General features: G+C 68.0%; 12 protein-coding genes. 5 read left to right on the top strand and 7 right to left on the bottom strand.

Annotated features, from left to right (window positions below):
• Window positions 1-71: 71 nt before the first annotated feature.
• The 5 genes from EX88_RS23820 (at window position 72) to EX88_RS0115040 (ending at window position 7734) form a co-directional block, all read left to right on the top strand.
• Entirely contained in the window at window positions 72-1358 is a 1287-nt protein-coding gene (locus EX88_RS23820) for a serine hydrolase domain-containing protein (protein ID WP_152566290.1), read from the top strand.
• Window positions 1355-2296 carry a ribokinase gene (locus tag EX88_RS0115025; RefSeq protein ID WP_200875854.1) on the top strand — a complete coding sequence of 314 codons (942 nt, stop codon included), beginning with the start codon at window positions 1355-1357 and terminating at the stop codon, window positions 2294-2296. The genes EX88_RS23820 and EX88_RS0115025 overlap by 4 nt, the downstream gene beginning before the upstream one ends.
• A gap of 9 nt (window positions 2297-2305) precedes the next feature.
• The gene (locus tag EX88_RS0115030) at window positions 2306-4501 is read left to right on the top strand and encodes an SUMF1/EgtB/PvdO family nonheme iron enzyme (protein ID WP_081931042.1); all 2196 of its coding nucleotides are present in this window, start codon (window positions 2306-2308) and stop codon (window positions 4499-4501) included.
• Window positions 4498-6390: a glycoside hydrolase family 127 protein gene (locus EX88_RS0115035; protein WP_051885150.1), complete on the top strand. Its 1893-nt coding sequence runs from the start codon at window positions 4498-4500 to the stop codon at window positions 6388-6390. Before EX88_RS0115030 ends, EX88_RS0115035 begins: the two co-directional genes overlap by 4 nt.
• 132 nt (window positions 6391-6522) lie before the next feature.
• Entirely contained in the window at window positions 6523-7734 is a 1212-nt protein-coding gene (locus tag EX88_RS0115040) for a CaiB/BaiF CoA transferase family protein (protein WP_051885151.1), read from the top strand.
• A gap of 79 nt (window positions 7735-7813) precedes the next feature.
• Here EX88_RS0115040 and EX88_RS0115045 read toward each other — a convergent pair whose 3' ends face one another.
• The 7 genes from EX88_RS0115045 to EX88_RS0115075 all read right to left on the bottom strand — a co-directional run bounded on the left by EX88_RS0115045 (window position 7814) and on the right by EX88_RS0115075 (window position 18932).
• The gene (locus tag EX88_RS0115045) at window positions 7814-8518 is read right to left on the bottom strand and encodes a phospholipase D-like domain-containing protein (RefSeq protein ID WP_031372815.1); all 705 of its coding nucleotides are present in this window, start codon (window positions 8516-8518) and stop codon (window positions 7814-7816) included.
• 15 nt (window positions 8519-8533) lie between these two features.
• Window positions 8534-13912, bottom strand: a complete 5379-nt coding sequence (locus EX88_RS0115050) for a DNA repair ATPase (protein ID WP_081931044.1) — start codon at window positions 13910-13912, stop codon at window positions 8534-8536.
• A 121-nt stretch (window positions 13913-14033) separates the two neighbouring features.
• A complete protein-coding gene (locus tag EX88_RS0115055; protein WP_031372817.1) occupies window positions 14034-16097 on the bottom strand; it encodes a flotillin family protein in 2064 nt (687 codons plus the stop codon).
• A gap of 54 nt (window positions 16098-16151) precedes the next feature.
• Window positions 16152-16865, bottom strand: a complete 714-nt coding sequence (locus tag EX88_RS0115060) for a hypothetical protein (RefSeq protein WP_031372818.1) — start codon at window positions 16863-16865, stop codon at window positions 16152-16154.
• Window positions 16866-16917: 52 nt separating this feature from the next.
• Entirely contained in the window at window positions 16918-17631 is a 714-nt protein-coding gene (locus EX88_RS0115065; RefSeq protein ID WP_031372819.1) for a PspA/IM30 family protein, read from the bottom strand.
• Window positions 17631-18254 (bottom strand): DUF2170 family protein, encoded by a 624-nt coding sequence (locus EX88_RS0115070; protein WP_031372820.1) that lies wholly within the window; start codon window positions 18252-18254, stop codon window positions 17631-17633. Before EX88_RS0115070 ends, EX88_RS0115065 begins: the two co-directional genes overlap by 1 nt.
• A gap of 432 nt (window positions 18255-18686) precedes the next feature.
• Window positions 18687-18932, bottom strand: coding sequence for a hypothetical protein (locus tag EX88_RS0115075; RefSeq protein ID WP_031372821.1), 246 nt, complete (start codon window positions 18930-18932; stop codon window positions 18687-18689).
• Window positions 18933-19183 lie beyond the last annotated feature (251 nt).

Here is a 19183-nt window from a genome sequence, read left to right on the forward strand (position 1 = left end):
CGGCGGCGGCGGCCGACGGCCATGCCGCCCCATCGCCCCGGGGAGCAAACGTCTCCGAGCTGCACCGGTTCATGCGCGCGGTCACCGGCAAGGACGGCTATCTCGGCGCGGTCACCCTGATCGCGCGCGACGGACGCATCGTCGACTGGCAGGCCTACGGCCACCGCGACCTGGCCCGTCGCGCACCGATGCGGCGCGATGCGATCTTCCGCCTGTATTCGATGACCAAGACCATCACCTCGGCCGCGCTGATGCTGCTGGTCGAGCAAGGGCGGATCGGGCTCGACGACCCGGTGTCGGCGTACCTGCCCGAACTGGCGCGGCCGCAGGTCGTCGTCGGCGGCAGCGTCGATGCGCCGCGGCTGCGCGATGCCGCAGGCGAGATCAGCATCCGCGAATTGCTCACCCACACCGCCGGCTTTCCGGCCGGGCTTGAGGGCGACGAGCTGGCGACGGCGATCGCGCGGCGCCAGGACCCGCATGCGGCCGCCGACCTGCAAGGCTTCGTCGAACGCCTGAGCCGCGCGCCGCTCGCCGCCGATCCGGGCACCCGCTTCGGCTACGACGGCGCCGCGCTGGAAGTGCTGGCACGGGTGATCGAAGTGGTCGCCGAGCAGCCCTTCGATGCCTTCCTGCACGAGCGCATCTTCGTGCCGCTGGACATGCGCGACAGCGGATTCGAGGTGTCGCCTACGCAGCGCGAACGCGTGGTCGACCTGACCCGCATGGGCGACGACGGCCGGCTGCGGATCGCCGACGGCCCGAGCGCGCGCGAACCCGGCGTGCGCTTGAACCCCTACCCGAGCGGCGCCGGCGGGCTGTATTCGACTGCGTGCGACTACGCCCGTTTCGCCCAGATGCTGCTCGACGGCGGCTTGATCGCCGCGCCGTCGGCTGCACTGCCCGATGCCGATGCCGACGCGCCTGCGGCGTCAGCTTCGCGCGATACCGACCCACCCGGCCCTGCGGCGTCGAACACGGGCCCGAACGCCCGGCCGCGACCGCGCTTGCTGCGCGCCGACACCGTCGCGGCGATGCTGCGCAACCAACTGGGCATGCTCGATCCGCCGGTGAACCAATACAGCGCCGGCGAGGGCTTCGGTTTCGGCGGTTATGTCGTGATCGACCCGGCCAAGCGCGAGCGCCCCGGGTCGCGCGGGCAGTTCGGTTGGTCGGGCGCGGCCTCGACTACCTACGCGATCGACCCGCAGCACCGATTGATCGCCATCGCCTTGTTGCAGCATCTGCCGCACGGCGAGGCGCGGCGGGATCTGCCGCGCATCGGCAGCGACTTCTATCGGCAGGTCTATCGCGCCTTGCAGATCCCAGCCCGCGCCGAACCGGAGACGACGAAATGAGCGCTGCGCTGTCCTCCTGCGTCCTCGTCGCCGGCTCGGCCAACCTCGACTTCGTGGTCCGCGCCAGCCACGTGCCGGCGCCCGGCGAGACCGTGCTCGGCCGCGAGCTCGCTTTGTTCCCGGGCGGCAAGGGCGCCAACCAAGCCGTCGCCTGCGCGCGCGCCGGCGGCGCGCCGACACGCATGCTGCTCGCCCTCGGCAACGACGCCCACGCCGCGCCGATCGAGCGTTCGCTGCGCGAGGCCGGGGTCGAGCCGCACATCGTGCGCGTCGCCGACCGGGCCACCGGCACCGCCTTCGTGTGCGTGTCCGACGACGCCGAGAACGCGATCACCGTCGCGCCCGGCGCCAACGAGGCCCTGCGCGGCGAGGATCTGCCCGACCTCACCGGCGTCGGCCATCTCTTGCTGCAGCTCGAATCGCCCCTGGCCGCGATCGAAGCCTGGGCGCAGCGCGCGCGCGCCGCCGGTGTCCGCGTGGTATTGAACGCAGCGCCGGCACGGCCGCTGCCGAGCTCGTTGCTGGATGCGATCGATCTGTTGATCGTCAACGAAGGCGAACTCGCCGTCCTCAGCGGCATCGCCGGCGACCTCGACGCTGGGCTGGCGCGCATTCCGACGCGCGGCGTGGTGGTGACCCTGGGCGCACGCGGCTGTCGCGCGCGCCTCGACGGCGAGCACCTGCATCAGGCCGCCTTCGCCGTCAGCGCGCTCGACACCACCGCCGCCGGCGACACGTTCTGCGGCACACTGGTCGCGGCGCTCGGGCATGGCCTGAGCTTCGCCGCCGCGCTGCGCCGCGCCTGCGCCGCCTCGGCGCTGGCCTGCACCCGCGCCGGAGCGCAGGCCAGCGTGCCGAGCCACGACGAGGTCGAGCGTTGGCTCGCCGGAGCTGATTCGATGCCGCCCGCCGTCACGTCTTTCCCGCTCCAGGTTTAGCGACGCCCCATGACCCAAGCGCCCCGCCCTCCCGATTACCACGCCGCCGACGCCGCCAGCGAAGACGAACGCCCGCTCGTGCGCACCGAATACAAGTTCTCGCACGTCACCACCCAGCGCTACCTGCCGCTGCCGGGCAAGGCGCCGGGCTGGCCGTTCGCCGAGATCGGCCATTGGAAGGTCGACGTCGACGCCACCCTCGACGACTGGATCGCCGAGCTCAGCGACTGGCGCCGCGAACACCTGATCCGCATCGGCTACGACGACGCGCACTATCGCCGCCCGGAACTGCAATGGGCGCAGCGCAATTTCGTCCATGCCCAGATGATGGCCGAGGACCGCTATTTCTACGACCCGGTCGCCGGCCGCTACACCGTCGATCGCTATCTCGACGATCTCGAACGCCGCTACGGCGGCATCGACAGCGTGCTGATCTGGCACGTGTATCCGAACATCGGCGTCGACGACCGCAACCAGTTCGACCTCGCCGCCGACCTGCCCGGCGGGCTCGACGGTCTGCGCGGCGCGATCGCCGACTTCCATCGCCGCGGCGTGCGCGTGTTCCTGCCGACCATGCCCTGGGACCAGGGCACCCGCGACAGCGGCCGCAAGGACTGGGAGTCGGTGGCCCAACTGGTGCAAGCGGTCGGCGCCGACGGCGTCAACGGCGATACCTACAACGGCGTGCCGCGCGCGTTCTTCGACGCCTGCGACGCGCTCGGCCACCCGGTGGTGCTGCAACCCGAATCGACCATCAGCGCCGAGGAGGCGCTGATCTGGAACGTGCAGAGCTGGGGCAAGAAGGCGCCCAACGAAGCGATCCCGCCGGTGGCCAAGTTCAAGTGGCTGGAACCGCGCCACATGATCAACTACGAAAACCGTTGGGGCCGCGACCGCAACCACGACCTGCAGTACATCTTCTTCAACGGCATCGGCTACAACGCCTGGGAAAACGTCTGGGGCCTGTGGAACCAGCTCGGCGAACGCGACGCCGAAACCCTGCGCCGCATCGCCACGATCGAGCGAACATTTCCGGCCCACTTCGTCAGCGCCGACTGGCGCCCGTACGCGCACACCCTGCAGGCCGGCGTGTTCGCCAGCCGCTTCCCGCACGCGGGCAGCAGCGTGTGGACCCTCGTCAACCGTAACGAGTACGAAGTCGCCGGCGAACAGATCGCGGTCGACCACGTCGACGGCGCGCGCTATTTCGACGCCTGGAACGGCGTGGCCCTGCAGCCGCGGCTCGATGGCGGCCGCGCGGTGTTCGACTTCGTGCTCGAAGGCCGCGGTTTCGGCGCCGTGCTCGCGCTGGCGCCGGGCGCCGAGATCGACGGCCTCGACGTCTTCCTCGCCCGCATGAACGAATTGGCGGCGACGCCGCTGCATCGCTACTCCAACCAGTGGCGCGCCTTGCCGCAACGGCTGGTGCCGATCGAGCCGGTCGCGGCCGCCGCGGCGGCGCCACCGGGCATGATCGAGATCCCGGCCGGCGAGTTCGATTTCGTCGTCGGCGGCATCGAAATCGAAGGCCAGACCTGGGAAGGCGTCGACGTCCAGTATCCGTGGGAAGACAGTGCGCGCCGCAACCATCGCAAGCGCATGCGCCTGCCGCGCTTCTTCATCGATCGCACTCCGGTGACCAACGCCGAGTACCAGCGCTTCGTCATCGACAGCGGCTATGTCCCGCGCGATACGCACAACTATCTGCGCGACTGGGTCGACGGGGCGCCGCGCCCGGGCTGGGAACGCAAGCCGGTGACCTGGGTGGCGCTGGAGGATGCGCGTGCCTATGCGCAGTGGGCCGGCAAACGCCTGCCGCGCGAGTGGGAGTGGCAGTACGCTGCGCAAGGCCACGACGGCCGCCGCTATCCCTGGGGCGAGGACTGGCGCGACGACGCCGTGCCGGCGCCCAACCGCGGCCGGCGCCTGCGCGCGCCCGACGACGTCGACGCGCATCCAGCCGGCGCCAGTCCGTTCGGCGTACTCGATCTGGTCGGCAACGTCTGGCAATGGAGCGACGAATACCTCGACGAGCACACCCGCGCAGCGATCCTGCGCGGCGGCAGCGCCTACCGGCCGCAGACCTCGCACTGGTATTTCCCGCAGGCCTACCGGCTCGACCAGCACGGCAAGTACCTGCTGATGGCGCCGAGCAAGGACCGCTCGGGCTGCATCGGCTTCCGCTGCGTGGTCGATGCCGCATGAGCGGCGACACGCATCGCGGCGAGCCCGCGCTCCAGGCCGTCGAGGTCCGCCTCGGCGGCCTGCTCGGCGAGGCCCTCGATGCCAACCGCCGCGGCCGCCTCTCGCATTTCATCGTCGACGAGCACAGCCCGGCGATCGCGATCTTCGCTCCGCAACGCAGACAACAAAACCTCGAAGGCGATTGGTACGGCGAGCATGCCGGCAAGTGGCTGATCGCCGCGGCCAAGGCCGCCGCGCGCAGCGGCGATGCCGGGCTGCGCGCGCGTCTGTTCGGGGTCGCCGACTTCCTGGTCTCGACCCAGGAGGACGACGGCTATCTCGGCACCTACGCGCCGGAACGCCGCTTCATGCGCAAACAGCCGCCCAAGCCGGGCACCTGGGACGGTGCGCCGAGCGTGCGCACCTGGGACATCTGGACCCATGCCTATCTGATTCTCGGCCTGCTCGAAGTGCATCGCCATTTCCCGACGCCGCGCTATCTCGACGCGGCCCGGCGCATCGGCGATCTGTGCCGGCGCACCCTGGCCGACGGCGCCATCGACATCAACGAACTCGGCAACCACCACGGCCTGTCGGCGACGGTGTTGATGGACCCGGCGGTCGAGCTGTACTTCGCCACCGGCGAGCAGGCCTATCTCGAACTCGCACTGACCGTGCTCGAGCAGGCCGAACGCAATCCGGACTTGCGCCTGTTGTCGCAGGCCCTGGACGGCACCGACGCGGCGCAGATCGCCACCGGCAAGGCCTATCAGCTGGCCTGGAACCTGGTCGGCCTGGCCAAGCTGCATCGCGCCACCGGCGAGCCGCGCTACCGCCGCGCCGTCGAGAACCTGTGGCGCAGCATCCTCGAGCATCACCTCAGCCTCGGCGGCGGCCCCTGGGGCGGCGTCGCCCAGCGTTCGCGCGAGGTGTTCAATCCGGCCGGCGTGTTCGATCCGCACGGTTACGTCGAAACCTGCTCGACCCTGGCCTGGATGCAGTTGAACCGCGAATTGCTCGCGATCACCGGCGAGGCGCGCTACGCCGAGGAGATCGAACGCTCGGCCTATAACGATCTGCTCGGCGCACAGGCGCCCGACGGCGAGAACTGGTGCTACTACGTGTTCCCGAACGGGCGCCGCGTGCACACCACGTACTGGCGCTGCTGCAAATCCAGCGGCGCGATGGCGGTCGAGGAGATTCCCGGCGTCGCTTATGCGCGCTCGGACCAAGACACGATCGCGGTGAATCTGTACGGACCGGGCTCGGCGCGGATCGGGCTGCAGGGCGCCGGCCGGGTCGACATCGAACAGGACACCGCCTATCCCTTCGACGGCGCGATCCGCCTGCGCGTCGACCCCGAACGCAGCTCGCGTTTCCGCATCAAGTTGCGCATTCCTTCCTGGGCCGCGGCGGCGCAGGTGTCGGTCGACGGCGTCGCCGCCGACGCGGCGATCGTCGCCGGCGACTACCTCGTCATCGACCGCGAGTGGGGCGCGGGCGACGAAGTGCTCGCGCAGTTCCCGATGGCCCCGCGCACCCACACCGCGATCCATCGCAACGTGCAGGAGTCGCGCGCGCCCGACGGCAGCGCGGTGGCGCAGGAAGTGCTGCGCTACGAATATTTGGCCGTCGCCTGCGGGCCGCTGGTCTATGCGACCGGCCTGATCGACGGCTTCAAGACCGAGGAAACCCTGCGCCTGCCGTCGGCGCCGCAAAGCGATTGGCTGCGCTGGAGCGGTCCGGACGCGATCGAAGCGGTGCCGCGCATCGAACTGGATCCGGGCTACCGCGCGCCGCTGGTGTTCCGTCCGTATTACTGCGCCGGCGGCCGGATCGACGGCGCCTGGCGCCTGACCTGGATGTCGCTCGCGCCCATGCCCCTGCGCTCATCGCCGCCCGTCCCGTGACTGCACACACAGTCCACACCGGCCAAGCAAGAATTTGTGCTGCCAGAACATATGCCGCGTGGCTGTTTCGACCGCGGCGACAGGCGCACAGTAAACCCGGCATCAGGCTCTAGGCTTTCGGACGCGCACCGCATGGACTCCATCCCCCCCGACCCGACGTCCGAGCGCACGGCCCCGGCCGGCCCGCTCGGCGGCATCCGCGTACTCGACCTCAGCGCCTACATCGCCGGCCCCTACGGCTGCACCCTGCTCGCCGACCAGGGCGCCGACGTGATCAAGATCGAGCCGCCCGACGGCGACAACCTGCGCCAATACCCCTCGACCCTGGCCAGCGAAAGCCGCGCCTTCCTCGGCGTCAACCGCAGCAAGCGCGGCATCGTCCTGGATCTGAAGTGCCCGGCCGACCATGCCGTGCTGTTGCGCCTGGTGCGCGAGGCCGACGTACTGGTGCACAACTTCCGCCCGAGCGTGCCCAAGCGCCTGGGCATCGATTTCGAGCGCCTGCAACTGATCAACCCGCGCCTGATCTATTGCGCGGTCAGCGGCTACGGCGAGAGCGGGCCGATGAAGGACAAGGCCGGTTACGACCAGGTGCTGCAGACCATGACCGGCATGTGCGCGCTGCAAGGCCGCCGCGGCGGGCCGCCGGAGATCATCTACGGCTCGGTCGTCGACTACTACGCCGCCGCCCTGCTCGCCGCCGGCGTGTCCTCGGCCTTGTACGAACGCGAGCGCAGCGGCCTGGGCCAGTTCGTCGGCGTCTCGTTGCTGCGCAGCGCGCTGACCATGCAATCGGCGCGGATGATCTGGGCCGACGGCGAAGGCCTCGACATCGGCCGCGATATGCGCTCCGGCGGCGTCACCGGTATCCACCCGACCCGCGACGGTCACATCTACATTTCGGCCAACACCGCGCGCTTCTGGAAATCGCTATGCGAGAAGACCGGCCTGGACGAACTCGCCGACGACCCGCGCTACGACAGCGTGCGCAAACGCGCGCAGGCGGTGGCCGAGATCGTGCCGCGCCTGCACGAAGCCTTGGCGCGGCGCAGCGCGATGGAGTGGGAAACGCTGTTCGGCGACGAGGTGCCCTGCGCCGCGGCGCGCCGGATCGAGGACATGTTCGACCACCCACAAGTGCTCGCCGAAGGTATCGTCGGCCCGATCCAGCATCCGCAGGTCGGGCGCTACCGCGGCGTCGCCCAATCGATCAAGTTCGGCCGCACCCCCGGCCCGGCCCCGTTCGCCGCGCCGATGCTCGACCAGGACACCCAGGCGATCAGGGACGAGCTGGCCGACCGCGGCGCGGTGGCCTTGGGGCACCGCGGCACCACGCAGGGTTGAAAGGCCCGCATTGACGCCGCAATGCCGAGCGAGAACGAGCTAGAAACGCCGCCAGTCCGGCGCTGGCCTCGATCCGCGCTCAGTAGCGCGCCGCATCCGCTGCCGGCACGAACTTCTCCCACAACTCCTCGAACTGCCCGGCGAAGCAACGCACCAGATTGGCGTCGTCGGTTACCACCAGGTTCTCTTCGTTGCTGGTGGTCGCGCTGCGGGTCCAGTTGAAGCTGCCGTTGGCCAGCACCCGGCCGTCGAACAGCGAGAACTTGTGGTGCATGTGGAAGGGGCTGTCGTCGATCCGCACCGGCACCCCGGCTTCGCGCAGGCGCAGCACGTCGCTGCCTTCGTCGAACTTCTTGTCGTTGTCGCTGATCAGGCGCACGGCGATGCCGCGCCGGTGGCAAACGAGGATCTCTTCGCTGAGGCGGTCGTCGGAGATCGTGTACACGCAGATGTCGACGCTGCGCTTGGCGCCGCGGCACAACTCGCGCAGTTTGCGCAGGCAGGCATCCCCGGGGGCGAAGTAGGCGCTCGACACCACCGTGGGCGCAGCGACCACGTCGAGGGTCTTGATCACCTGCTCCAGCCAGCGCAGGCCGTCGAGGGCATGCACCGGCTCGCCGAGCATCAGCTCGCGGGTCATGTCGAAAGCGCGGTTGCGCAGATAGCGCACCCGCTCGCTGCCGAGTCCGGCGCCGAGTTCGCGTAGCTCGAACTTCTCCTCGTTGTCGAGGGTGCGATCGGCGATGCTGTCGCGCAAAGTCTGATCGAGTCGGCCGAAATCCATGTCCCTGCCCATTCCTTAGCGTTGGATGCGACCGTTGAGGCGGTCGGCGAATTCGTTGAGCGCACGCTGCAGCTCGCGCTGCTGCTCGGTCATCTCGGCGCGCGTCGGCGCGTCGTCGACGTCGCGCTGGCCCAGCCGCTTGAAGATTTCGACCAGGGCCTCGTTGAGGCGGGTCTGGCGTTCGCTGCTGTCCTGCAGGTGGTTGACCAGCGGATCGAAGGCCGACTGCAGCGACGGCACCAGCGAGGTTTGCAGCGACGAGCCGAGACCGCTCAGCACCTTGCCCAGATCCGGCGCCGGGGCGGCCGGGGTCGCCGGCGGTTGCGCCTGCGCTTGCGCCACGCGTTCCAGCGCCGCGAGGATTTCCTGCCACGGCGCCGATGGCGCCGGCTCGGCACGGCTGGCGGCCTGAGTGGCCGACTGATCGAGCGAGCGCACGCTCTCGACCAGGTCGTTGAGCTGCGCCACGACTCGGGTGCCGACATCGGCGTCGCCCGCGCCCATCGCCTTGTTGCGCTGGAAGTCGCGTTTGATCTGGGCCCAGCGCGCGGCCTGCGTCTCGTCGAGGGTGCCGCGCATCTCGCCGAGCTTGAGCAGGTTCTCCTCGGCGCCGCTGGTCAGCAACTGCGCCTCGCCGAGGTAGTGGTCGCCGATCAACTGCTGCAACTCGGTCTCGTTCATGACCGGCGAGATCTTCTCGGCGAGCTTGTTCATGTTGCGATAGCTGCCCTGCAGCTTGAACGGCGGCTCGGTGCGGTAGCTCTCGGCCTGGGCGGCGCTGGCGATGTATTGCTGATTGACCCGGTAGACCACGTCGCGCACCTTCACCAACCGCTCCAGGGTGGCGACGATCTCGTTGATCTCGGCGCCGCTGTAGGCATGGCTGAGTTCGTTGGCCGAGAACGGCTTGCCCTGGGCCTTGTCGACGAAGCGGTACAGGTCGGCCATCTCGCGCGTCGCCAGCGGCGCCAGCACCGGGTTCGAGGTCAGGCTGTTCTCGATGTAGCTGAGCACGAACGAGGCTTCCATGCCGCCGAGCACGTCGCCGAGGTTATAGATGTCGGCGCGGTTGGCGAGCATGTCCGGGATCTTGAAGACTTCGCCGGACTCGGTGTACGGGTTGCCGGCCATGACCACGCAGAACTTCTTGCCGCGCATGTCGTAGGTGCGGGTGCGGCCCTTCCACACGCCTTCGATGCGACGGGTGCCGTCGCACAGGGAGATGAATTTCTGCAGGAACTCGGGATGGGTGTGCTGGATGTCGTCCACATACAGCATCACGTTGTTGCCCATCTCCAGGGCCAGGTTGAGCTTGTCGAGTTCCTGGCGCGAGGTCGCATCGGGCGCCTGCTCGGGGTCTAGCGAGCGCACCTCGTGGCCCAGGGCCGGCCCGTTGATCTTCATGAAGATCAGGCCGAGCCGGTGCGCCACGTATTCCATCAAGGTGGTTTTGCCGTAGCCCGGCGGCGAGATCATCATCAGCAGGCCCATCAGGTCGCTGCGCTTGCTTTCGCCGACCGTGCCCATCTGCTTGGCGAGGTTGTCGCCGATCACCGACAGGTAGACGTCGTTGATGAGCTTGTTGCGCACGAACGAGGTCAGCGGGCGCGGCTTGAACTCGTCCAGGCGCAGGGCGTGGCGCTCGCGGCCGACGATTTCCTGGCGCAAGGCCTGGTAGCGCTGGAAGCCGGGGACGAAGGTCTCGCGGTGGTGGCGCAGGCGCGCCGACCAGTCGTCGATGGCCAAGGTCATGCGGCCCTCGGCAATGCGCGGATGCTCGCCGAGCAGCCCTTGCACCGGCGCGCTCAGGTCGACCTCGGTGATCTTCTTCGGGAAGCGTTCGTCGAGCAGCAACAAGGTCGCCGCTTCGGCGGCATAGGCCGCGACCGGAGCGAGTTCGGGCGAACGCGCCAGCGCCTCGACCCAGTTCATCGCCAGCGCCCAACGTGCGGAGACGCGGTCGCCGAGGCCGTCCAGAGCCTGGACGAAGCCATCCCACATCCGCGCCGCGGTGAGTTTCTCGCGCAACGCCTGCAGCAGTTGCTGGGCGTACTTGCTGAACACGAATTGCGGGTGTTCGGCCGACAGCTCCAGCACCAGGTATTCGGCGGCGCGCGGCGTCAGCGCCGGGTCGATCGCCAGGGTCTGCTGCTGGGCATAGCCGGTCATCGCCGCGGCGATCTCGGTGCGCAGCGATTCCAGGCCCGCGGCGCTGGCGAACAACTGATGAATGTCGCGCGCGGTGCGCGCGCGTTCCGGCCATTGCCGGGCGTCGGTTTGTTCGCCGACCTGCGACCAGAACAGCGCCGCCCAGGCGCGCGCGGCCGGCTCGAAGCCGAGGCTGCCGGCGCTGTCGCGCAAGGGCAGCAAGGCCTGCAGGATCAGGCTGGCGTCGTGGTCGTGGATGCCCTTTTCGTAGCCTTCGCGATAGCGCGGCGCGGCGAAGTCGCGCACGCTGCGCGCGAGCGCTTCCGGCTGCGCCAGTTGCTGACGCAACAGGTCCAGGCTGAGGCCGTCGCGGTTGGCGCTGGCCGCCTCGATCACCAGGCCGGCCAGGTACTCGCCGCGATACAGCTGCGGCGATTCCGAATCCATCGACACGCCCCAGTAATCGCGTGCGGCATCGAGTTCGGGGTTGCGCAGCGGCTCGAAGAAGTCGGTGCCGGTCAGGTGCAGGTTGAGCACGTCGCCGCGCGGCAGCAGGGTCAGGTCGAGCTCCTGGGTGTTGACGCTGAAGCGGTGGCGCGGCCCCAGCTTGATGACGTTGCCGCCTTCCTCGAACAACTCGCTGCGGTCGCGCAGCGCGCGCACCGCCTGGTCGCGCGCGCCCTTCAGGCGCGCCTCGACGTCGTCGGCCTTGACGCTGTCCTTGAGCGTACGCAGGCGCTCGGCCAGTTCGCGCAGCTTGAGGATCAGCGGGTCGCTGGCGAAGAAGGCGTTGAGCTCGTCGCTGCCGGCGAAGCGCGCGGTGCGCCGGCCGAGGCCGTCGAGGATGCGGGTGGCCGCATCCATCACCGCCTGGGCCTTGCGCTGGCGGTCGTCGAGCAGGGTCTGCTTGTGCGCTTCGAAGGTCTCGAGCAGTTCCTCGCGCTTGGACAGGATGTCGCCGAGGAACGCCTCGTGCTCGCCGAACTGACTTTCCAGTTCCTCCAACTGCACCATCAGCCGCGACAACTGCTCGTCGGCGCGCTCGGGGTCCTGGGCCAGCGACAGGGCGCTGGCGATGCTCTGTCCGAACAGGGTGAACTGGGCGCCGAACTGGGCCACCGACTCGCTCGACCCCAGGCTTTTGCGACGCTGCTCGGCGCGCGCCTTGGCCTGGTTGAGCTTGGCGTAGATCTCCGAGATCGATTCGACGATGCGGGTGCGCTGGGTGGCGTCGTCGACCTTGAGCGTCGCCATCAACGCCGACAGCATGTCGAGGTCGCCCGACATCGCCTGCATCTGTCCGATCGGTTCGAGCAACTGCGCCACACTCACGGCCTGCTGGGCCTGCGCTTCCAATGCGTGCAAACGCTCGGCCAACGGCAGCAGGGCCTTGTCGCCGGCGAGGAAGGCGCCGGTCGCCGCGGCGGTGCGCTCGTGCGCGGCGATCAGCGCCTGTTCCATCGCATCGATGCCGGCGACGTCGATATAGCGGTAGTCGCGGATCGTGAGCAGATGGCCGCGCTGCGCGGTCAGGCCGTTGAGGGCGTCGACGAACTCCTGCACCCGCTCCCAGTTTTCCGGCTGCAGGGCGTCGAGCAAGGCTTTCTGGCGCGTGCGCGCCTCGGCCATCGCGCGCTCGGACTGGCTGCGGATGCCTTCGACTTTCTCGTACTCGTCGAGCACCGACTCGGCGGTCGCGGCGATCTCGCGCAGCAGCGGCGCGGTACCAGCGCAGGCGGGGTCGGACAACCAATGGTGGGCGTCGAACAAACGGCGGGTGTTCTGCGCCAGCAGGCCGTAACGCTGCGCCGAGACTTCGGTGGCCTCGATCTCGCGCGACAGGCTCATCAGCTCGGACACGCCGCGCACCAACTCGGCGTTGCCGATCTTGCCCATGAAGCTGTTGCCGGCCGGCTGCTTGGCGGCGAATTCGTCGCTGTAGTACGGCGTCTGCCAGACCTGCATCGGGTGCACGCGGGTCGGCTCGTCGCTTTCGGTGGCGAAGATCACCATGCGTCCGTCTTCCAGGCGCGCATAGCCATGGCCGAAGATCGGCGTTTGCAGGCGCCGCTCGATCATGTTGTAGGTGAACATCGCGGTGCGGCCCTGCTCGGGCTCGTAGAACAGGTACAGCACGTCCTCGCCGTTGGGCGAGCGGATGGTGCGCTTGAAGCGCATGCCGTCCATCGCCTGGTCGAAGCGCTTGTGCTCGCCGTTCTGCAGGTAATAGCCGCCCGGGAAGATGATGCCGTGGTCTTCGGGCAACTGGATGCAGGCCAGGCCGATCTCGTCCAGGCGCACCACCTTGCGGGTCAGGGTGTTGAAGACCAGGTAGCGCCACTGTTCTTCGCGGTACGGCAGGATCTTGAGCAGGATCAGGCTGCCGACGCGGGCGTAATCGACTTGGGCGTCGTCGAGCGATTGGGTCTTGTCGGCGACCGGCTCGCGGTAGATGCCCTGGCCGTCCTCGGTGTTGTTCTCGATCTTGACCGTGAGGTCGCCGTTGACGGTCTCGACGAACACGCTGTCGAGAATGTTCAGATGCGGGTGGCGGCCGTTGACCACCATCTCGCGGGTGGCGCGGGTCCACTCGAAATCGAACGGCGCCGGCAGGGCGATGTCGCGCTCGCCGCGGTTGTCGATGTAGGTCACCTCGCCGCCCGGCGCGATCGCCCAGCGGAACACGCGCAGGTCGGTGATGCGCTCGCCGATCTGGAACGCGGCCAGCAGCTTGCCGTCGCGCACGATCAGCTGGATCAGGCGGGTGTTCTTGTAATACGCGTACAGCTCGCGGAAATCCTGGGCGAAGCTGTCGATGCCGAGGAAGCTGCCCTTGAGCTCGACCGGGGTGACGTCGTAGCCCTCCGGCCCCTGCACCAGCTTGTACAGCGCGAACACATCCTCGACCCGGGTTTCTTTCTTGAGCCCGAGGAAGACGTTGTAGCCGAACACCAGGCAGTCGCCGACCTGAACGATGTCGCGCGCGACGCAGTTGTTCTCGGTGCGCAGGCGGAAGCGCCCGACCACCTCCATCTGGCTGCTGCCGAACTCGTCGAGGCGCTGCTGGTTCAGGCCCTGGGCGATGTCGCGCAGGCGCTGGCCCTGTTCGGCCAGGCGTTTGCTCAAAACCTCATAAGCGCCGCCCTGGGCGACCGCCTGGTCCACGGCTTGATTCGCCGCCGCGCTGGTGGCGCCGCCGTCGTTCGCGTTCTCGCCCGTCGCCGTGCCCGGCTTGGTGTCCGCCATGTGTCCGTCCTAACGATCCTGCCGGCCGCGCGCTGAGCCGCGCCGCCGGCGTGCTGCCATGCGCCGCCGATGGCGGCGGCGCGTTCCTGGGTCCGTGTTGCTGGGTTCCGGCCGCGAGCGGTCAGGAGTCCAGCACGGTCTCGCTGGAAGCCTTGCCTTCGCCCTTGCCGTCGGACTTGCCGTCCGACTTGGCCAGTAAACGCTGCAGCACGTCCTGCACGATCGGGCTCTTGCCGGCCACACCCTCGATCGCCTTGCCGACCGACAGCGCCTTGGCGAAGGAATTGAAGAACTCGCCTTCGCCGCCGACGATGTCGATGTTGGCCTTGCTGAGCGCGGCGGCCAGCACGTCGGCCTGCTCCTTGGCGACTTCCTTGTTGGCCTCGATCGAAGCGATCGCCTGCTCGAAGTTCTTCTCCAACTGCATGCGGAACTCTTCGTGCGAGCGGGCCTGGTCGCTCAACGAATCCAGCGCGCCGAACTTCTGCGACAGGCCTTCGGCCTCGGACTTGAACTTCTGCAGCAGCACTTCGGCTTCCGACAGGCCCAGGTCCTTGGTCGCCTTGGCCTTGGCCGCGCCGAGTTGCTCGTCGCCGCGCGCCTGCGCGAACAGGTTCTCTTCCAGCACCTTGGCGTCGGACAGGCCCTGCTTCTGCTTGGCGTCGGCCTGCGCTTCGATCACGCGCGCCTGCGCCAGGCCCTTCTCCTGCTCGCCGCGGGCTTCCGCGGCCAGGGTCTCGGCGATCACGCGCGCCTTGGCCATGCCTTCCTTCTCGCTGGCCGCGGCGGTGACTTCGCGCACCCGCGCGTCGGCCAGGCCGGGCGCGGCGCGCTCGGCCTCGATGCCTTCGGCCAGCTTCTTCTTGGCTTCGGACTGCTTGCCGGCCGCTTCCAGCTCGGCCTGCGCCAGCACCGTCATCTCGCCGGCGCGGTGCTTGGACGCGGTCTCGTTGGCCTCGGCCTGCTTGACCTGGCGCACCAGCTCTTCCTCGGCCGCGGCCTGCGCGTTGAGCACCGTCACCTGCTTGGCGCGATCGGCCTCGGACACCGCGCGCACTTCCTTGATGCGCTCTTCTTCCTGAGCCACGGTCTTCTCGACCGCGATGCGCTCGCGGATGACGTTGGCGATTTCCTTGCGCTGTTCTTCCAGCGCCTTTTCCTTTTCGATCCGGTTCAGTTCGACCTCGCGCTCGCGCGAGACGACTTCCAGATCCTTGGCGCGGGTGACCTTCTCGACCTCGATCACCACCGCGCGCTGGCGGTTCTGCTGGGCCACTTCGACTTCGCGCTGGCGGTTCTGCTCGCGGATGTCGAGCTGCTCCTGCACCGAGATGCGCGCCTGCTCGGACTTCAGCCGCTCTTCTTCCTGCACCTTGGCGGTTTCGGCCTGCTCGCGCGCCTGGATGGTCTGGATTTCGCGCTTCTGCCGCGCCTCGGCGTCGGCCTGCTGGCGTTCCAGGGCGAGCATGGCCTCGCGGGTTTCTACGTTCTTCTTGGTGATCGCCAACTGCTCGTTGCGCTCGAGCTCGTTGGTGATGACGTTCTGCGCCGCGGTCAGCTCGGTGATCTTGCGGATGCCCTCGGCGTCGAGGATGTTGGTCGGGTCGAGCGAGGACTTCGGGGTCTGCTCCAGGTAGTCGATGGCGACGTCTTCGAGCACGTAGCCGTTGAGGTCGTTGCCGATCACCTCGACGATGCGGTCGCGGAATTCCTGGCGGTTCTCGAACAGCTTGACGAAGTCGATCTGCTTGCCGACCGTCTTCAGCGCCTCGGAGAACTTGGCGTTGAACAGCTCATTGACCGCGGTGCGGTCGGAGGCGCGGTCCACGCCGATCGACTTGGCGACCTTCAGTACGTCCTGCTGGGTCTCGTTGACGCGCAGGTAGAACGCCACGGTGATGTCGGCGCGCATGTTGTCCTTGCAGATCAACCCGTCCTTGGCGCGGCGGTCGACCTCCAGGGTAATCAAGGAGATCTTCATGAACTCCTTCTTGTAGATCACCGGATACACCAGCGCGCCGGTGAAATGCACCTTCGGCATGGAGGACATGTCGTTGACGATCAGCGCCGTGCCCTGCGGGACCTTGATGTAGAAGGCCTTGAACATCATCAGCAGGACGAACACGACCAGAATGCCCAGACCCACCAGGGTCAGGACCATGAAAATACCCGACGGAAAATTCATTCTTGCATCTCCCTATGACTCGACTTCGATACGGATGGCGGCGACCGACGAGGGTCAGGCGCCGCGGAATTCGTCTTCGCTGACCACGCGGTAGGCGTTCTGGTCGGCGAGGTACTCGATCAACACCACGCGGTCCCCGCGCTTGAAACGTTCGCCGCCTTCGTCGCGGATCTGCAGGATCAGGCCGGCGCCGCCGTCCTCGATGGCCGCGGTGCCGGTGACCCGGGACACGCCCGGGCTGCGGATCACCGCGGTCTGGCCGAGCAGCGGCCGCGGCGGCTCGGGCTGCATCTTGCGCAGCAAGCGCCGCACCGGACGCAGCGCGAACGCGGCGACCGGAATCGCCAACACGAAGGCGACCACCAGCGCGACGATGTCGGCGACGAAACGCAGGCCGCCATCCGGCAGCAGGCGCAGCAGATACAGGTCGGCGAGGTAGGTCAGCGCCCAGGCCGTGGCGACCAGCACGCTGAGCACCACGGTCACCGGAATGCCGCCGAGCCCCAGGCGCATCAGCGGATCGAACACGCTTTGATGGTGATGGGCGCCGTCGGCCAGCGATTGATCGCCGAGCGTATGGCCGTGCGCCGGGCCGTGGACATGGCCGTCGCCGCCGAAGTGGCCATGGCCATGGCCGAACAGACCGTCGGCTACGTCCATGCCGACCAGGCCGAGCGCCGACAACAGCCAATAGCCGACCACCACGCCCAGCAGGACGGAGTAGAACGCCGTTGGAAACGAAAACACGATCTGCAGAAACTCGATCATCACCCCTCCCTCCCCGCGTGCCGCGCTCCCTGCGGCGCCTCCATGAAACCGGTCAGCCCGGCAGTTTCTGTCGCAGCCGCAGTAACACCGCTTCGGCGCCGGCGTCGTCGGCGATGATGCCGGCCTCGCGCAGCTTGCGTTCCAACGCGTCGGAGCCGTCGTGGCGCGCCAATTCGGTCGCCGCCTCCATGCGCGCGCCGCGCTCGGCCTGCTTCTGCTTGATCCGCGCCAACGAGTCGACCGCAGTCTGCAAACGGTTCTGCGGCCCGGCATAACGATGCGCGACCGCGGCCTGCGCGCGCTGCATGCTCTCGGTGGCCTTGACCGTGTCGAGTTGCTGCTTGAGACGGCGGATATTGCCCTCGGCCATGGCGATGGCCTTGCGCAGCTCGGTGGCGCTCAGCGCCAGTTGCTGCACGTGGCGCTCGTCGTCGCCGCGGCCGGCTTCGAGCAGCACGATCTTGTCGGCGACTTCGCGCGCCAGCGATTCGTCGCCGGATTCCAGCGCCTTGATTGCATAGGTTTCGTATTCGGCGACCTTGTCGCTGGAGTCGCTCAAGCGCCGTTGCGCCAGCGAATGGCGGGCGATCAGCTCGGCCAGCGATTCGCGCGAGCGGCGCAGCTCCAGATCGCAGTCGCGGATCTCCTGGTCGAGGATGCGCAGCGCCTGGCTGTCGACCCAGGCCTCGCCGAGCTCGCGCGCACCGCCGCGGATCGAGGTCAGCAGCTTGCTCCAGATATTGGCGGGCGGATCGGACGTCGACATCAGGCCACCTCCAGCAGCTGCGTTTCGTAGGCTTCGGTCGCCTTGATGACGTTGTCGGCGAGGGTCTCGATTTCGTAGAGCACGTTCGACAGCGACGAGGCCGCGCTGAGCGCACCGAACATCATGTACACCGCTTCGCCGTCGGCGAGGGTCTCGATGCCGATCGTCGACAACGGGAACACCTTGTGGGTGCGCAGCACTTCTTCGTTGAACGCCGAGGCGTCGCGCACGTGCGCGACCGGCCACAGCAGCGCCTCGACCACGATTTGTTCGCCGACCACGGCCACGAACAGCGGCAGGTCGCCGTATTCGGCCATCACCAGGTGCAGGCTGGGTTCGGCGCCGTCGATCAGCTCGATCTGCGAATCGCCGTAGATGAATTCTTCGTCCTGCGACAGCGCATCGTACAAACCCGCGGCCGTCCAGACCTTGCCATCGCTCATCGCGCCCTCCGCGCGTCCTCGCCCCGACACCGCACCGCGCGGCTGCCGCATCCGTCGCTCCACCGCCATGAGCTCCTCGGAAAATTCCGGCAGCACCCACAGCTCCTTCTTGACCAGCCCCTTCTCGCGCAATCGTTCGCGATGTTTGCGCTGGTAGTAGGCGGAGGATCGACGTTCCATGTCATTCACGATAAGTCATCACATGTGACACTGGCAAGCATGACATGTGATATGCCGACGAACGGTGGGGAGTGGCCACGCCGGCCAAACATAGCTTTTATTTCAGTCACTTATGTGGCGACCGGGGTGACGAACGTTTCGACGCCAGCTAGGCCGAGCCTCCGCACGACCCGAGGCGACCGGGTAACCGATAGCGACTCGCGACCGGGGAGTCCGCGGTCGCGGCTTGCGACGCTCCTACCCCAGAGCGGCCTCCGGGTAGGAGCGTCGCAAGCCGCGACCACGCCAAGACGACTACGACGCAACCATCTCGACTGCAGATGACCGACGCGAATCCCGAATCCCGAATCAAAGGATGCCGACAGACACGATCTACCCGCACGCCACCGCCGCGACCCGGTCGTTGCCGACCGGATCGCGACGCGGATCGTCTCAGGCGGAAATACCGTGCTGCTTACGGGCTTCGTCGATGCGGCGCTTCACGTCGGCATCGAGCGTGCCGAGTTCGGCCTGCTTGAAGATGTTGTCGAGCACGCGCTTTTCGTCGTCGTCGACGATCTGGTCGCGCAGCGCCAGGTCGAGCAGCTTCTGCAGTTCGGCGACGTCGAGCGTGCCGTCGTTGGTGAACACCGGGATCGAGGCGAGAGCGATCTCGAGGTGGCTCTTGGGCTGGGCCATGGCGGCAACTCCGTTGCGGTGGGTGAAGTCCTGAACGCGACGGCGGTCTAGGCGGGCGCGTGATGGGGTCGACTATAGCAAGCCCGAGCTACGCGGTAGCGGTCATCGAGGACTGGGCCGCATCGTTGCCGTTGCCGTTGCCGTTGCCGTTGCCGTTGCCGAGATTTTGATCTGCATTGCTGCTTTTCCGCTTTTCCGCTTTGCCGGTCAACAGTAGACCCGGAGGGCGGCGCACAGGACGTGCGCCGTTT

Origin of the sequence: Lysobacter antibioticus, assembly GCF_000731095.1 — a bacterium.
GTDB classification, from domain to species: domain Bacteria; phylum Pseudomonadota; class Gammaproteobacteria; order Xanthomonadales; family Xanthomonadaceae; genus Lysobacter; species Lysobacter antibioticus_B.

Excerpts from the sequence above, each read along its gene's own strand:
- EX88_RS23820 (WP_152566290.1), top strand. The coding sequence starts at position 72 with ATGCGCGCGGTCACCGGCAAGGACGGCTATCTCGGCGCGGTCACCCTG.
- EX88_RS0115025 (WP_200875854.1), top strand. The coding sequence starts at position 1,355 with ATGAGCGCTGCGCTGTCCTCCTGCGTCCTCGTCGCCGGCTCGGCCAAC.
- EX88_RS0115030 (WP_081931042.1), top strand. The coding sequence starts at position 2,306 with ATGACCCAAGCGCCCCGCCCTCCCGATTACCACGCCGCCGACGCCGCC.
- EX88_RS0115035 (WP_051885150.1), top strand. The coding sequence starts at position 4,498 with ATGAGCGGCGACACGCATCGCGGCGAGCCCGCGCTCCAGGCCGTCGAG.
- EX88_RS0115040 (WP_051885151.1), top strand. The coding sequence starts at position 6,523 with ATGGACTCCATCCCCCCCGACCCGACGTCCGAGCGCACGGCCCCGGCC.
- EX88_RS0115045 (WP_031372815.1), bottom strand. The coding sequence starts at position 8,518 with ATGGATTTCGGCCGACTCGATCAGACTTTGCGCGACAGCATCGCCGAT.
- EX88_RS0115050 (WP_081931044.1), bottom strand. The coding sequence starts at position 13,912 with ATGGCGGACACCAAGCCGGGCACGGCGACGGGCGAGAACGCGAACGAC.
- EX88_RS0115055 (WP_031372817.1), bottom strand. The coding sequence starts at position 16,097 with ATGAATTTTCCGTCGGGTATTTTCATGGTCCTGACCCTGGTGGGTCTG.
- EX88_RS0115060 (WP_031372818.1), bottom strand. The coding sequence starts at position 16,865 with ATGATCGAGTTTCTGCAGATCGTGTTTTCGTTTCCAACGGCGTTCTAC.
- EX88_RS0115065 (WP_031372819.1), bottom strand. The coding sequence starts at position 17,631 with ATGTCGACGTCCGATCCGCCCGCCAATATCTGGAGCAAGCTGCTGACC.
- EX88_RS0115070 (WP_031372820.1), bottom strand. The coding sequence starts at position 18,254 with ATGGAACGTCGATCCTCCGCCTACTACCAGCGCAAACATCGCGAACGA.
- EX88_RS0115075 (WP_031372821.1), bottom strand. The coding sequence starts at position 18,932 with ATGGCCCAGCCCAAGAGCCACCTCGAGATCGCTCTCGCCTCGATCCCG.